This window comes from Pseudomonas sp. 25 R 14 (assembly GCF_900004755.1).
In the GTDB taxonomy this organism is placed as follows: Bacteria; Pseudomonadota; Gammaproteobacteria; order Pseudomonadales; family Pseudomonadaceae; genus Aquipseudomonas; species Aquipseudomonas brenneri.
Map to the genome: position 1 here is coordinate 1 of NZ_CVTS01000053.1, position 14,418 is coordinate 14,418.

The 14,418-nt window shown below is 61.1% G+C and carries 13 protein-coding genes; 6 read left to right on the top strand and 7 right to left on the bottom strand.

What is annotated here, in order from left to right; translation table 11 throughout:
• On the top strand, nucleotides 1-534 hold a 534-nt coding region (locus BFQ03_RS20180; RefSeq protein WP_239695260.1), incomplete at its 5' end, for a phospholipase D-like domain-containing protein.
• Between the two features lie 119 nt (nucleotides 535-653).
• Here the strand turns inward: BFQ03_RS20180 and bglX are convergent.
• The gene (gene bglX / locus BFQ03_RS20185) at nucleotides 654-2,945 is read right to left on the bottom strand and encodes a beta-glucosidase BglX (protein ID WP_065943864.1); all 2,292 of its coding nucleotides are present in this window, start codon (nucleotides 2,943-2,945) and stop codon (nucleotides 654-656) included.
• A 249-nt stretch (nucleotides 2,946-3,194) separates the two neighbouring features.
• Here bglX and BFQ03_RS20190 point away from each other — a divergent pair, with 249 nt between their 5' ends.
• The 4 genes from BFQ03_RS20190 to BFQ03_RS20205 all read left to right on the top strand — a co-directional run bounded on the left by BFQ03_RS20190 (nucleotide 3,195) and on the right by BFQ03_RS20205 (nucleotide 6,554).
• On the top strand, nucleotides 3,195-3,803 hold the full coding sequence (locus tag BFQ03_RS20190) for a LemA family protein (RefSeq protein ID WP_032857987.1): 609 nt from the start codon (nucleotides 3,195-3,197) through the stop codon (nucleotides 3,801-3,803).
• On the top strand, nucleotides 3,803-4,531 hold the full coding sequence (locus BFQ03_RS20195) for a TPM domain-containing protein (RefSeq protein WP_032857986.1): 729 nt from the start codon (nucleotides 3,803-3,805) through the stop codon (nucleotides 4,529-4,531). Before BFQ03_RS20190 ends, BFQ03_RS20195 begins: the two co-directional genes overlap by 1 nt.
• A 28-nt stretch (nucleotides 4,532-4,559) precedes the next feature.
• Complete coding sequence (locus BFQ03_RS20200; RefSeq protein ID WP_032857984.1) at nucleotides 4,560-5,177, top strand: TPM domain-containing protein; 618 nt, start codon at nucleotides 4,560-4,562, stop codon at nucleotides 5,175-5,177.
• 159 nt (nucleotides 5,178-5,336) lie between these two features.
• Complete coding sequence (locus BFQ03_RS20205; RefSeq protein WP_032857981.1) at nucleotides 5,337-6,554, top strand: class I SAM-dependent methyltransferase; 1,218 nt, start codon at nucleotides 5,337-5,339, stop codon at nucleotides 6,552-6,554.
• Between the two features lie 49 nt (nucleotides 6,555-6,603).
• Here the strand turns inward: BFQ03_RS20205 and BFQ03_RS20210 are convergent, their stop codons facing one another.
• The 6 genes from BFQ03_RS20210 to BFQ03_RS20235 form a co-directional block, all read right to left on the bottom strand.
• On the bottom strand, nucleotides 6,604-7,503 hold the full coding sequence (locus BFQ03_RS20210) for a DMT family transporter (protein ID WP_032857979.1): 900 nt from the start codon (nucleotides 7,501-7,503) through the stop codon (nucleotides 6,604-6,606).
• A gap of 117 nt (nucleotides 7,504-7,620) precedes the next feature.
• On the bottom strand, nucleotides 7,621-10,188 hold the full coding sequence (locus BFQ03_RS20215; protein ID WP_065943865.1) for a TonB-dependent receptor: 2,568 nt from the start codon (nucleotides 10,186-10,188) through the stop codon (nucleotides 7,621-7,623).
• Between the two features lie 118 nt (nucleotides 10,189-10,306).
• Nucleotides 10,307-11,275, bottom strand: coding sequence for a FecR family protein (locus tag BFQ03_RS20220; RefSeq protein ID WP_032857974.1), 969 nt, complete (start codon nucleotides 11,273-11,275; stop codon nucleotides 10,307-10,309).
• A complete protein-coding gene (locus BFQ03_RS20225; RefSeq protein WP_032857972.1) occupies nucleotides 11,272-11,811 on the bottom strand; it encodes an RNA polymerase sigma factor in 540 nt (179 codons plus the stop codon). The genes BFQ03_RS20220 and BFQ03_RS20225 overlap by 4 nt, the downstream gene beginning before the upstream one ends.
• Before the next feature lie 180 nt (nucleotides 11,812-11,991).
• On the bottom strand, nucleotides 11,992-12,879 hold the full coding sequence (locus tag BFQ03_RS20230) for a dihydrodipicolinate synthase family protein (protein ID WP_032857970.1): 888 nt from the start codon (nucleotides 12,877-12,879) through the stop codon (nucleotides 11,992-11,994).
• A 25-nt stretch (nucleotides 12,880-12,904) separates the two neighbouring features.
• On the bottom strand, nucleotides 12,905-13,687 hold the full coding sequence (locus BFQ03_RS20235; protein WP_032857967.1) for an aldolase: 783 nt from the start codon (nucleotides 13,685-13,687) through the stop codon (nucleotides 12,905-12,907).
• Between the two features lie 157 nt (nucleotides 13,688-13,844).
• On the opposite strand from BFQ03_RS20235, the gene BFQ03_RS20240 reads away from it, so the two are divergent.
• Nucleotides 13,845-14,372: a helix-turn-helix domain-containing protein gene (locus BFQ03_RS20240; RefSeq protein WP_032857965.1), complete on the top strand. Its 528-nt coding sequence runs from the start codon at nucleotides 13,845-13,847 to the stop codon at nucleotides 14,370-14,372.
• The last annotated feature ends 46 nt before the right edge of the window (nucleotides 14,373-14,418 follow it).

The following is a 14,418-nucleotide window of genomic DNA, read 5'->3' on the forward strand; positions in this document are numbered from 1 at the left end:
CAGCACCGCGATATCTTGCAGTCACTGATCCGCGCCTTGAACAACAGCCAGCAACGTATCTGGCTGGCCACGCCGTATTTCCTGCCGACCTGGGGCGTGCGCCGAGCCCTGCGCCGGGCGGCCGGGCGCGGTGTGGATGTGCGCCTGCTACTGACCGGGCCGCGCACCGACCATCCTTCGGTGCGCTATGCCGGGCATCGTTACTACCCGCGCCTGCTCAAGTCCGGGGTGCAGATCTTCGAATACCAGCCGTGCTTCCTGCACCTGAAGATGGTGCTGGTGGACGATTGGGTCAGCGTCGGCTCGTGCAATTTCGATCACTGGAACCTGCGCTTCAACCTGGAGGCCAACCTGGAAGCTTTGGACCCTGAGTTGACGCTGGCGGTGGCGGGCAGTTTCGAGCGCGATTTTGCCCAGAGCCAGGCGGTCAGCCTGCAGGCATGGAAGGCTCGGCCATTGTGGCGTCGGGTGAAGCAGCGGGTGTGGGGCTGGATTGATCGGTTGGTAGTTAACCTGCTGGATCGAAGAGGTTAGGGAGCACACCACCAATCCAATGTGGGAGCTGGCTTGCCCGCGCTTGCAGCACCTCGGTGTAACTGATAGACCGAGGTGTCTGCATCGCAGGCAAGCCAACTCCTACATACAGCTTCGAATCAGAGCAGTTCAAAGCTCTGCTGCTGCACATCCTGGGAATCCAACCCGATCTGCACATTGAACTCACCCGGTTCGGCGGCGAACTTGAGCTGGGTGTTGTAGAACTTCAAGTCATCCTCGCTAATGCTGAAGTGCACCACCTTTGATTCGCCGGCCTTGAGCAGGATCTTCTGGAAGTTCTTCAACTCCTTGATCGGGCGGATCATCGAGCCGGCCACGTCCTGGATATACAACTGCACCACGGTTTCGCCATCCACCTTGCCGGTGTTTTTCAGGGTGACACTGGCGTCGAGCTTGCCGGTCTTGTTCAGGGTGGTGGACGACAGCGCCATGTCCGACAGGCTGAACGTGGTGTAGCTCAGGCCATAACCGAACGGGTACAGGGGGCCTGTGGTGTCGTCGAAGTACTGCGAGGTGTAGTTGCCCGGTTTGCCCGGCGTGAACGGCCGGCCAATGGTCAGGTGGTTGTAGTAGGTCGGAATCTGCCCCACCGAGCGTGGGAAGGTGATCGGCAGCTTGCCCGACGGGTTGTAGTCACCGAACAGCACGTCGGCAATCGCGTTGCCGCCTTCGGTACCGGAGAACCAGGTTTCGAGGATCGCATCGGCCTGCTGGTTCTCTTCGAGAATCGACAATGGTCGACCGTTCATCAGCACCAGCACCAGCGGCTTGCCCGTGGCCTTTAGGGCCTTGATCAGGTCACGCTGGCTTTGCGGGATGTTCAGGTCGGTACGGCTGGAGGACTCGTGGGACATGCCACGGGACTCGCCTACGGCAGCCACCACCACATCGGCATTTTTCGCGGCCTTGACCGCTTCGTCGATCAGCACCTGGGCTGGACGTGGGTCATCCACCACTTCCGGGGCATCGAAGTTGAGGAAGTTGAGGTAATCGAGCACGGCTTTGTCGCTGGTGATGTTGGCGCCACGGGCATAGATCACTTTGCCTTTTTCGCCGATCACCGCGTTCATGCCATCGAGCAGGGTCACCGATTGCGCGGGTTTGCCGGCGGCGGCCCAACTGCCCATCATGTCGATGGGGGCCTTGGCCAACGGGCCGACCAGGGCGATGGTCGCGGATTTCTTCAGCGGCAGGGTATCGTTCTGGTTCTTCAACAACACCTGGCTGCGCCGCGCGATGTCGCGGGCTTCGCTGCGGTGCAGGCGGCTGTCGGCATAGGTGTCGACCGGATCATCCTCGACCTTGCCGATACGCAGGTACGGGTCGGCGAACAGGCCCATGTCGTACTTGGCGCCGAGCACTTCACGTACGGCGTTGTCGATATCTTTTTGCTCGATCTCGCCGGACTTCAGCAGCCCCGGCAGTTCCTTGTCGTAGAGCTGGTCGTTCATGCTCATGTCGATGCCGGCCTTGATCGCCAGCTTGGCCGCTTCACGCCCGTCCTTGGCCACGCCGTGCTTGATCAGCTCGAAGATCGCGCCGTGGTCGCTCACGGTCAGGCCCTTGAAGCCCCACTCCTTGCGCAGCAGGTCGTTCATCAGCCAGGTGTTGGCGGTGGCCGGTATGCCATTGATCGAGTTCAACGCCACCATCACGCCGCCGGCGCCGGCCTTGATTGCCGCGTGGTACGGTGGCAGGTAGTCCTGGTACATCTTGACCGGGCTCATGTCGACCACGTTGTAGTCGCGGCCGCCTTCCACCGCGCCGTACAGGGCGAAGTGTTTGACGCTGGCCATGATGCTGTCGGCCTGGGCCGGGCTTGGGCCCTGGAAGGCCTTGACCATCACTTCGCTGATCCGTGACACCAGGTAGGTGTCTTCACCGAAACCTTCGGAGGTACGGCCCCAACGGGCATCGCGGGAAATATCGACCATCGGTGCGAAGGTGATGTCGAGGCTGTCTGCCGCCGCTTCCTTGGCGGCAATGCGCCCGGAGCGGCTGATGGCGTCCATGTCCCAGCTAGAGGCCAGGGCGAGGCTGATCGGGAAAATGGTGCGGTGGCCGTGGATCACGTCATAGGCGAAGAACATCGGGATCTTCAGGCGGCTGCGCATGGCCGCGTCCTGCATCGGACGGTTTTCCGGGCGGGTGATGGAGTTGAAGGTACCGCCAATGCGGCCGGCGGCGATTTCCTTGCGGATCATCTCGCGCGGCATTTCCGGGCCGATGCTGATCAGGCGCAACTGGCCGATCTTTTCATCCAGGGTCATCTGCTTGAGCAGGTCGCTGACGAAGGCGTCCTTGTCCTTAAGCGCAGCGGGCTTGGTCTCGGCAACGACAGGGTGACTGGCCAGAGTGGCAACAAGGCCCAGCAAACACAGCTTTTTCATGAATATCCTTTTTCGGCTCACTGCACCGTGTTCAAGGTAAACGCGGTTCGGCCAAAATGTGGGGAACGTCTATTGTTGTTCGGGTGTTGTTCAGATAAATAACGCACACTTCTGAACTCTGATTCGCGTTGGGCATCTTTTTAGCTGATTGATTCGATGCAATCCAGTTACGGTGGCCGATTATGCCCCAAGCGCGTGATGTATAGGGTGAGTCGTCACATTCCATTAAGGTTGGCCAGGAGAAACACCATGCAAGCAGCACAAACTATTCGATGGGGCTGGAAAGCCGCGGCCCTGCTACTGATCAGCAGCGTGCTGAGCGGTTGCGGCATCAACAAGATCCCGACCCTGGACGAACAGGTCAAGGCGGCCTGGGCCCAGGTGCAGAACCAGTATCAGCGGCGTGCCGACCTGATCCCCAACCTGGTGGAAGTGGTCAAAGGCTACGCGGCCCATGAGCAGGACACCCTCACCGCCGTGATCGAAGCGCGCGCCAAGGCAACCTCGATCCAGGTCGATGCCAGCACCCTCGACAACCCGGAAAAACTCAAGCAGTTCCAGCAGGCTCAGGAAGGCTTGAGTGGTGCCCTCAGCCGCCTGATGGTGGTGTCCGAGCGCTATCCGGACCTGAAGGCCAACCAGAACTTCCTGGCCCTGCAATCGCAGCTGGAAGGTACCGAAAACCGTATCAGCGTGGCCCGTCGCGACTTTATCGCCGCCGTGCAGGCCTTCAACACCGAGATCCGTACCTTCCCAGGCCGCCTGTGGCACAGCGTGATGTACAGCGACTTGCCAATGCGCGCCAACTTCGAGGCCACCAGTGCCGATGCCGATAAAGCGCCGCAAGTGAAGTTCTGATGGGCCAGCGCGTTTGGTGGCTGGCGGCGTGGCTGCTGTCTTTTTGCCTGACGGCCCAGGCAGCACCGGACTTTCCGGCGCTGACCGGGCGGGTGGTCGATAACGCACAAATGATCGACCCGCCGGTGCGTGCGCAACTGAGCCAGCAATTGCAGACGCTGGAGCAGACCACCGGCGCCCAGGTCGTGGTGGTCACCGTGCCCGACCTGCAAGGCCTGCCCATTGAAGACTTCGGTTTTCAACTGGGCCGGCACTGGGGCATCGGGCAAAAGGGCAAGGACAACGGCGCGCTGCTGATCGTCGCCCGGGACGAGCGCCAGTTGCGCATCGAAGTGGGTTATGGCCTGGAAGGCGTGCTCACCGATGCGCAGTCGTGGGTGATCATCAACCAGGTGATTGCGCCGGCGTTCAAGGCCGGCAACTTCACCAAGGGCATCAGCGACGGCGTGGCGGCGATGGTGCAAGTGGTTGGCGGTGAACCGCTGGCGGTGCCGGCCCATGTGGCCGACCCCAACTTTGCCAAGGACAACCCGGCGTTCTCCATCGGTCTGTTTATTTTGCTGCTGGTGGTGTTGTGGCTGTGCAACCGCATGGGGCTGCCGGTAGGCGCCATTCTGCTGGCCATTCTCAGCAGCAGTGGGCGTGGCGGCGGTGGAGGCGGGGGCGGCGGCGGTTTCAGGGGCGGCGGCGGTGGTTTTGGCGGCGGCGGGGCTTCAGGTGGCTGGTAATGACAATAACTAAAGAGCATCTACAACCATGGCTTTACTGACTGAACACGAGCAGCGCCAGGTCGCCGAAGCGATCGCCAGGGTCGAGCAACAGACCGACGCTGAACTGGTGACCGTACTTGCCGCCCGCGCCGATGACTACGCCTACATCCCGCTGTTGTGGGCCAGTGTGGTGGCATTGGTGGTGCCGGGGATCGTGCATTACCTGTCGGGTTGGCTGACCATGCACACCTTGCTGCTGGCGCAGTGGGCGACGTTTGTCGTGCTGTGCCTGGTGTTCCGCCTGCCAAAGATCACCACCCATTTGATCCCGCGTTCGGTGCGGCATTGGCGTGCGTCGAACCTGGCGCGCCGGCAGTTCCTGGAACAGAACCTGCACCACACGCTGGGCAGCACCGGGGTGCTGATTTTTGTCAGCGAAGCCGAGCGTTACGTGGAGATCCTGGTGGATGACGGGATTTCCCAGCGCCTGGATGACAGCAGTTGGGATGCCATCGTCAAGACGTTTACCCAGCAGGTGAAACAGGGGCAGACGTTGGCTGGGTTTATCGCCTGCATCGAGGCCTGTGGCGAGTTGTTGAAAGTGCATGTGCCGGTGACGCACACGCGTAATGAACTGCCCAATCGCCTGATCGTCCTCAAATAGTCCAGCTCACACAGATCCCAATGTGGGAGGGAGCAAGCCCCTTCCCACATTGGGATCTGCGGTGGCCGTCTAATCCTACCGTTGGGCAAATAACTCCGTGCCCTGGCGCCCCATCCCCCCTAAAATGTCCGGCATTCCCTGCCCGAGGCGTTTTTGTTCATGTCTGTCACCGCTAAACCCGCCAGCCCTGCGCCGGATCATCACGCCCAGTTCATCGAACTGTTGGGCGCAAGCCTTGGGCAAAACGCCTTTATCAAGCTGGTGCTGGCCAAGTACGTGGGTGAAGAAGCCGAGTTGCAACGGCTGATCATCAAGCCGGTGACGGTCAAGGAGCAGCCATGCCTGTCCTTCGTCTATCGCTACAAGACCCGTGACATCACCAAGAACTTCTCTGTGGACGACGGGGTGGCGGCGATTGCCGCGCTGCTGCCTGCCTCGTTCAAGAACGCGCACCTGCTGTCGTTGACCGACGAGGCGCAGCTCGAATACAGCAAGAAGAACAAAAGCTCGCTGTTCAAGAGCAAACCCCAGCAACTGCGGGAAGCGCCGTCGGCCGAGCACAACCGCGAGAAGCATCGCTTCCTCGACCTGAATCGGCCGTTCCTCGCCGACCTGGGCGTGACCAACGCCAGGCACGAGCTGATCCCGGCGATGTCGCGCAAGTGGAAGCAGATCAACAAGTTCATCGAAGTGTTCAGCCATGCGCTGACCTCGTCCCCCTTGCAACTGGACCGGCCAGTGCGGGTCGCGGATTTTGGTTCGGGCAAGGGCTACCTGACATTCGCCATCCACGACTACCTGCGCAACACCCTCAAGGCCGAAGGCCAGGTGACGGGTGTCGAGTTGCGCGAAGACATGGTGACCCTGTGCAACAACGCCGCCGCCCGCCTGGAGCATCCGGGGCTGGTGTTCAAGTGCGGTGACGTGCGCAGCGTGGCGCCCAGCGAGCTGGACGTGATGATCGCCCTGCATGCCTGCGACATCGCCACCGACTATGCGATCCACACTGGCATCCGTTCCGGCGCGTCGATCATCATGTGCTCGCCGTGCTGCCACAAACAGATCCGCTTGCAGATCCAGAGCCCGGCGCTGCTCAAGCCGATGCTGCAATACGGCCTGCACCTGGGCCAGCAGGCGGAAATGGTCACCGACAGCTTGCGCGCGTTGTTCCTGGAGGCTTGTGGGTATGAAACCAAAGTGTTCGAGTTCATCTCGCTGGACCACACCAACAAGAACAAGATGATTTTGGCGGTCAAGCGTGCAGAGCCTTCGGATAACGCGCAGTTGCTGGAGAAGATCCGCGAGTTGAAGGCGTTCTACCAGATCAGTGAGCATTGCCTGGAAACCCTGCTGCGCGCCGATAATTACCTGCCCTGAGCCGCACGCAGAACCAAAAATGTGGGAACGAGCAAGCCCGCTCCCACAATTAGATTGTATGCGGCTTGGGAGCGGGCGCAGGCTGCACGGCCGTCTTGCGCCCCAGCATCACCGTCACAATCACCCCGCAGGCAAACAGCCAGGTAATCGGCTCGATGTGCTCGCCAAAAAACAACGCGGAAAAGGCGATGGTGAAAAAGATCTGCAGCAGTTGGATCTGGCTGACCCGGGCGATCCCACCCATGGCCAACCCGGCGTACCAGGCAAAGAACCCCAGGAACTGCGAGAACAGCGAGACGTAGCCAAACGCCCACCAGGTGCGGGCCGAAATCGCGCCTTCGTGTTGCAGCGCCAGGTACGCCACCGGCCCGATCAACAGTGGCGTCGACAGCACCAGTGCCCAGCAGATCACTTGCCAGCCCCCCATTTCCTTGGCCAGCCGGCCGCCTTCGGCATAGCCCAGGCCACCCACGGCAATCGCTCCGAGCATCAGCAAGTCCCCGGCCTGGATGCTACCGGCGCCGCTGATCAGCGCATAACCAAGCACCAACGCACTGCCCAACGCCGCGCAGGCCCAGAAGGCTTTTGACGGTCGTTCATGGGACAACCACGCCGCATACAGCGCCACGCACAGGGGTTGCAGGCCGTTGACCAGGGCGCCGTGGGAGGCGGGCAGGGTTTGCATGGCCCAGGCCGACAGCACCGGGAAACCGAGGATCACTCCGGCAATCACCAGGCTCAGGCCGCGTACCTGGCGCCAGGTCGGCCAGGCTTCGCGACGCCACAGCAACAGCAAGGCTGCCGGCACCGCCGCGAACAACGCGCGGCCCAGGCCATTGAGCAACGGATGGATTTCCTGCACCACGATGCGGGTGAAGGGCAGGGTCAGGCTGAAGATAATCACGCCGAGCAGGCCGAGGGCCATGCCGGTGTTTTCGCGCGAATTCATGGGAGAACCGGATCGAATGGGCTGGAAGAGATTGCCCATCTAGCCACAAAGCCCGCAGGACGCGGGCTTACAGCTGGGTGCAGATTGAACCGTACAGTTTCTGAAGGTGTGGGTGGGTTAGAAGAAGCGGGTCACGCTGATCTTGGCATTGCGTCCGACGCTGGTGGCGCTGTCGCCACTCAAGGCCGGCATGTAGCTGCGGTTGAACAGGTTGTCGACGGTGAAGTTGACTTCGGTGCCCTTGAGGTACGCCTGTTGCGGGGTCCATTTGGCAAACAGGCCCTGGGTGTCGTAGCTGTCGTTGGCGTACTGGTCATAAAAACTGTCGCCAAAACCGCTGTTCAGGCCACTTGAATATTTGTCGCTGGGCAGGCGGTCGGTCTTGCGCACGAACTGGCCTTGCCAGCCCACTTGTGCGTCCCAGGCAGGAATCTTGGTGCCCAGCATCGCGACCCATTTGGCCGGTGGAATGTCACGGGCCCAGACGTGGATGTCGGTCGCCCATGGGTTGGTGTAAGGGTTTTCGCGTTTGCCGGTGGCCCACGAGTAGCTCAGGGAGCCGAACAGGTAGGTCGAGTCGTAGTAGCCTTCGAGTTCGAAGCCCTTGATGGTCATGCTGCCGATGTTGCGGTAGTTGGTCTTCGACGCCATGTCGGTGCAGACCTTGGCGATGGAGCCTTCCATGTAGTTCTGTTGCTGGCAGCCGAGGCCAGTGGCCTTGAAAATCTCGTCTTCGATCGTGTTGTGGAACAGCGTCGTGCGCAGTTGCAGGCTGTCGCCGCTGGCAATCACGTTGGCGAAGCTGGTGACATTACCCACGGTAATGGCGGTGATGCGCTCCGGATCGAGGTTGCGGCTGGTGGAGGTGCGGCTGCCCAGGCCCTGGACTTCGTACTGTTCGTCGATCACCGGCGCGCGCCAGGTGCGGCTCCAGTTGGCAAACAGCGCCACGTCCGGGGTGACCTTCCAGAACGCCGCCAGGCGCGGCGACCAGCCGGCATAGGTGCGGTCGCCGTAATCGTGGCCGTAGGCCGGGTCGGGGTTGCTGTAGTACGGCGCGTCGTTGGCTTTGCCACGGTTGACCACATGGTCATAACGCAGGGACGGGGTGATGGTCACGTCGCCCAGGGTTACCGCGTCCTGGATGTAGAACGCGTTGGTGTCGACCTTGCCGTGGGGCATGAACGCCGGCTGGAAATGCCCGTAGTTGTACTCAGGCGTGTCGTACTTTGCGCCGGGCATCCAGCTTTCGGTGTCGCGGATGTGCTTGCGGATCTGCACGCCTGTGGTCAGGGCATGGTCCAGCGGTCCGGTGTTGAAGCGGCTGATGTTGCGCAGCTCAAGAATCTTGTCGGTGTAGGCGGTGTCCATCTTGCGCCCGCCGGTGGACAAACCGATGACGGCAGTGGCGTCGCGTTCGTCGGTCTGGTCGGTGTTGGACTCCGAGTAGCTGAGCTTCATGTCGATCAGCGGGTTGTCCAGGGGTTGGTATTGGTACTTGCCCGACCACGTGGTATCGACGGTGTGGCGATTGGTCAGGAACCGTCTGACGGCCGCATCGTAGCCATAGCGGTCGATATCGCTCTTGCGCGGTGGCGATGGATAGCTTCTGGCCGAGAAGGGCGTCCAACGTTCGCTGTTGGCCCGGGAGTAAGAGAAACCGAGGCTGTGCTCATCGGTGAGGTACATGTTCAGTTTGAACAGCTGACCGTCCACATCCTGGGCGCTGTTGGGCAGGCGCTGCGGGTTGATCGGGTAGTCCTTGCTGTCGTAGTCGCGCTTGTCGGCCAGCTTCATGTCGCCGCCGTCGCGCTTGGTCAGGTAGGCCAGGGCGTCGATGCGGCCGTCGTCGGTGCGGCCATACACGGCACCGCTGTAGACCTGCTCGTGGTCATTGCTGGAGTAGCCGTACTTGAGCATCGCACCGCTGTTGCGCCCGTCCTTGAGCAGGTCCGGTGCATCCTTGGTGACCATGTTGACCGTACCACCGAACCCACCGTTACCGGTGAAAGCCGAGTGCGGGCCTTTTTCCACCTCGACGCTCTTGATCATCTCGGGCTCGATAAACACGGTGCCCTGTTGATAACGCTCGAAACCGCTTTTGGTCGCGCCATCGACAGTCATCGGCACGTCTTCAGCTTCACCCATCCCGCGAATGTTGATGATCTGCCCACCCGGTTTCATCGAGCCGCCCATGGTCACGCCCGGCAGCGTCTGTACCAGGCTGGCGATGTTGTTGGGCTGCAGGCGGTCGATATCGGCCTGGGACAGGGTCGAGCGGCCGACGGTGCTGGCATCGACTTGGTTGCCGGTGCCGATCACGCTCAAGGCGTCCAACTGGACGCTGGCGCTGTTGGTGGTGCGGCTTTCTTCGGGGCGCACGACATAGGTGCTGCCCACTTTGATCAGGGTGAATTCGCCGGTCTTGAGCAGGGTGCGGATCGCCACTTCGGGGGTGAAATCGCCGTTGATCGCTGGCGCCTGGATATTCTTCAGCAGGTCCTCATCGAACAGCAGCTGGATTTTTGCCTGTTGCGCCACCTGGCTCAGGGACGTGGCCAACGGTTGGGCCGGCAGTTGCAGTTTGAGCGACTCGGCCTGGGCGGTCAGGCTGACGGTCAGGCAGGCGGCGATCAGGGTCGGTCGAAGAAACAGGTGCTGGGCAAGGCAAGGCGCGCGAAACATGAAATCCCCCAAGGCGGCTAAATAGCCAAAAAAGGCATGCGTATCAAACGCAGACCGGAGGAAGACGCGGCAGGAAAAAAAATCCTCACATGCGAATGCAAAATATTCTCATATGGTGTTACTTGCGGGCCTCGATACGGATATTGCCGTCACCCAGGGCCACGGTTTTCACCGGCAACAGAGCCGGCAGGGCATTGAGCAGCGCATCCGGGTCATTCACGTCGAGATTGCCGGAAACTTTCAGGTGCGCCACCGGGCCATCGGCCAAGACCACGGCCTTGGGCCGGTACAGGCTCAACTCATCGAGCAGGCTGGCCAGTTCGCGGTTGCGAAAGGATAAGTGGCCACTGCGCCAGTCGGCGACTTCGCCAGCGGCCAGGTTTTGTTGCTGCACGGAGCCCTTGGCATAGCTGTAGGTCGCCCGTTGCTGGGCGCCGAGCATCACGGCGCTGGCTTTCGGGTCGGGGGCGAAGGCGACCATTCCGTGGGCCACGCTGACCACCAGTTGCTGCTGGCTGCGGCGCACATCAAAAGCGGTGCCTACCACCCGCACGTCGGCTTCGCCGGCACGTACGAACAGTGGTCGTTCCTTGTCGGGCGCCACCTCCAGGTACAACTGGCCCTGGTCCAGGTGGATCACGCGGCGCTGGGCATCGAAGTCCACCCGCAATCGTGTGCTGGCGTTGACGTACAAGGTGCTGCCATCCGGCAGGTCCAGGGTGCGCATGCCTTTGTCCTGCGCCGCGACCTCGGTGTGATAGAGCCCGCGCGGGGCGCCGAGGTTGCTCGCGAGCAAGGCGCAGACCAGCGCGGCAGCCACGGCCAGCGCCGGGCGCCAAGGCGCTGGTTTGCGTGTGGGCAAGGGCACGGGTTTGTTCAGTTGCTGCAGCTCGCCAAGGTCGGCCCACAGTTGTTCGAATTCGGCGTAGGCACGCGCATGGGCCGGCACGGCCTGCCAGGCGACGAAGGCCTTGCGATCGAGGCTGCCGCCTTCGTTGCGATTGCGCGCAAACCAACTGGCAGCCTGTGCATCGATGTTGTCGTGCTCATCAATTGCGTGGCCGTCGCGGTTGCTCAAGCGGGTCATTCTGGCTGCTCCTTGCCCGGATCTTTTTGAAGTCGCTGCTTGCAGTGCAGCAGGGCAAAGGCGATGTGCTTTTCCACCATGCTGATCGAAATACCCATGCGCTCGGCGATCTGCGCCTGGCTCAAGCCTTCGAAGCGGTGCAGCATAAGGGCTTCTCGCCTGCGGGGCGAGAGTTCGGCGAGGACTTCTTTCAACTGTTCCAGGCGTTGGGTGCGTTGAGCGGCAGCCATGGGGTCGTTTTGCTCGTCGGTGACAGGCTCGGCATCCCATTCGGCCTGCTCGTTGTGGACGATGTGCCGCACCTTCTGTTTGCGCCAGTGATCACGCAACAGATTGCGTGCCATCTGAAACAGAAAGGCCCGTGGCTGCTCGACCTTGGCCCGGTCGCGGTAGTCCAGCCATTGGGTAAAGACATCCTGAGTCATGTCCGCCGCGTCGCTGGCGTTGTCCGTGCGTTTGCGCAGGTAATGCAGGATATCTGCATAAAACCCGCGAAAGGCGTCGGCCGACAACGGGTCGGGCTTGAAACGAGACATGGATATCCTTCTTGACGCAGCACGCTGCAGAAAAGTCGCGAATGATATCGAGAATTATTGCTATTTGTCTCCGTAAATTTAAAGGACCATGCGATCCAATGTGGGAGCGGGCTTGCCCGCGATTGCGGTGTGTCTGACCCACCGCTATCGCGGGCAAGCCCGCTCCCACAGGGTTGTGTTTTAGCTCAACGAGGTCAGCAGCTTCTGCAACTGCGCCTGGCCCGCCATGTCCAGCGGGAACACCGGCAATCGTGGATCACCGACTTCCAGCCCGGTCATGCGCAAGCCAGCCTTGATCGTCGCCGGCAAGCCACCCTTGAGGATGAAGTCGAGCAACGGCAACTGTCGATAGAACAGTGCGCGTGCCTGGTTCAGGTCGTTGGCCAATACGGCCTGGTACAGGTCCAGGTTGAGTTGCGGGATCAGGTTCGCCGCAGCGGTGCACCAGCCCTTGGCTCCGGCGGCGAAAGCTTCCAGGGCCAGCGGGTTGCAGCCATTGTAGAACGGCACCTGGCCTTCGCTTTGGCGGTACAGCTGGTGCATGCGCTGGATATCGCCGGTGCTCTCCTTGACCATCGTCACGTTATCGACACTGTTGACGATGCGCAGGATCAACTCCACCGACATGTCCGTGCCGCTGGTGGCCGGGTTGTTGTAGAGCATGATCGGCACGCCGACGCTGTCGCCGATGGCCGCGTAGTGCGCAAGGATCTGCGCCTCGCTGAGCTTCCAGTAGGAGGTCGGCAGCACCATCACCACATCGGCGCCCTCGGCTTCGGCAAAGCGCGCGCGGCGCACGGCCTTGGCGGTGGTCAGGTCGGACACGCTGACGATGGTCGGGACGCGTTTGGCGACTTTTCGGATGCTGTAGGCGCTGACTTCATCCCACTCTGCATCGCTCAGGTACGCGCCTTCACCGGTGCTGCCCAACGGCGAGATGGCGTGGACGCCGCTGTCGATCAAGCGGTCGATGGACTGGCCCAGGGCGTCGAGGTCTAGGCGGCTGCCGTCGGCGCTGAACGGGGTGATGGTGTAGCCGATGATGCCGTGAATAGTAGGGCTGGACATGGAATATCTCCGGTCGAAAAAGGCTTCAGTTCAGGCAATCGGCGTGTTGGCGCAGGTTCTGCCGAGCGTAGTAGTTGAACGCGGCGCCGTGGCGCTTGGGCTTGGAGATCCAGTCATGGGCCTCGCGTCCCAGGGCCGGCAGAATCGGCTTGACGGTACCGGCACTCATGGCCAGCAGTTGCAGTTTGGCCGCCCGTTCGATCAATTGCGCGATCACGCAGGCTTCTTCGATGGTGCCGCCAGTGGACAGCTGACCGTGGTGGGACAGCAGGATTGCGCGCTTGTCGCCCAGGGCCTGGGTGATGATTTCGCCTTCTTCGTTACCCACTGGCACACCCGGCCAGGCTTCGAGGAATGCACAGTCTTCATACAGCGGGCACAGGTCCATGTGCGACACCTCCAACGGCACTTCCAGCATCGACAGGGCGGCGATGTGCGTCGGGTGAGTGTGGATGATGCAGTTCACATCCGGCCGGCCACGATAGACCCAGCTGTGAAAGCGGTTGGCCGGGTTGGGCATGCCGTGACCTTCCAACACTTCCAGGTCTTCGTTGACCAGCAGCAGGTTGCTGGCGGTGATTTCATCGAAACCCAGGCCCAGTTGCTGGGTGTAGTAGGTGCCAGGCGTCGGGCCACGGGCAGTGATCTGCCCGGCCAGGCCGGAGTCGTGGCCGTTCTCGAACAGAATCCGGCAGGTCAGGGCCAGCTTTTGCCGGTCGGTCCACGTATTATCTGCCAGGCTGCTTTGCATCTGGGTCAGCGCTTGCTTGACCAGTTGGTCTTTGGGGAGTGCTAATGTCTTGGCCATATCGGTGTCCTTTGGGTGGTTCAATGGACGTCGATTTGCTGGTTCCCGCAGCTCGCAAGGTCGTTGGGTTCTGCAAATGACACTAAAGAGGCTATATGACACAATGTGTCATTGGCAAGTAAAAATCATCATCCTCTGGCTGGATTAATCGCTGCGCATGTCTATCCGTTTGAAATTATTGAGAAAAAAACTCGGTGTTACCTTGGAGGCACTGGCCGAGAAATCCGGGATGACCAAGAGTTATCTGTCGAAAGTCGAGCGCGGGCTGAACACGCCGTCGATTGCCGCCGCGCTGAAACTGGCCAAGGCGTTGAACGTCAAGGTCGAAGAACTGTTCAGCGAAGACAACGTCAGCCTCGACAGCTACAGCCTGGTGCGCAGCCATGAGCGGCCCGACACGTCGCCGGGTTATGCGGTGCTGGCCCATCAGGTCAGCGAGCGCAGCCTGCTGCCGTTCATCATCTATCCGCCAGCGGAGTTCAGCGACAAGACCTTCAAGGAGCACTTGGGGGAGGAGTTTCTGTTTGTGCATGAAGGCCGGGTGGAAGTGGACTTCATGAACGAACGGGTACTGCTGGAGCGCGGCGACGCATTGCACTTCAATGCGCAAAAACCGCACCGCATTCGTTCGGTGGGAGAAGTGCAGGCGCAGTTACTGGTGGTGGTACACAGCGCTGAAGAATGACAGAGATCTAATGTGGGAGCGGGCTTGTGTGGGAGCAAGCCCGGGT